Below are 487 nucleotides of genomic sequence, written 5' to 3'. Positions count from 1 at the left end.
GGCGTTGTTGCGCAACTCAGCTAGCGGCGTGAGCTGCCCCTTTCCCCGCTGAACTCAGCTGACGCGAACGATCTCGGCGGTGCCGAGGGCGGAGAAGCGGTTCATGAGAGCAATGCGGATGTGGATCTCGGCAGTCTGGCAGTTCGGGTCCCTTGCGGCGATGCGCTCCCCGAACGCCTTGAGGCAGCGCATCTTCGCCTCGATCCGACTTCGGGCGTGATATCCGGTCCAGCGCTTCCAGAATGCCCGACCGAAGTGCCGGGTCGCGCGCAGGGTCTCGTTCCGCGCCCGGGCAGCGGGACAGTCCTCCTTCCAGGGGCGGCCGTTCCTGCGGATCGGGATGATGGCGGTTGCTTGCCGCTCGACGATCGCCGTGTGGCAGCGGCGGCTGTCATAGGCGCCGTCGGCGGTCACGGTGCCGATCTTCTCTTCCGCTGGTATCTGGTCCAGCAGCTCTGGCAGGATAGGGCTGTCACCGTCGCGGCTG

At 66.7% G+C, this 487-nt stretch carries 1 protein-coding gene; it reads right to left on the bottom strand.

The features are described 5' to 3' along the window. Positions 1-54 precede the first annotated feature (54 nt). Positions 55-487: IS5 family transposase (locus IC63_RS16750; protein WP_036722819.1), on the bottom strand; the 433-nt coding region annotated here is incomplete at its 5' end.

It is taken from the genome of Paracoccus sphaerophysae (genome assembly GCF_000763805.1).
Taxonomy (GTDB): domain Bacteria; phylum Pseudomonadota; class Alphaproteobacteria; order Rhodobacterales; family Rhodobacteraceae; genus Paracoccus; species Paracoccus sphaerophysae.
Note: the sequence above shows the minus strand (reverse complement) of the source record. Positions and strands in the feature narration are given on the sequence as shown.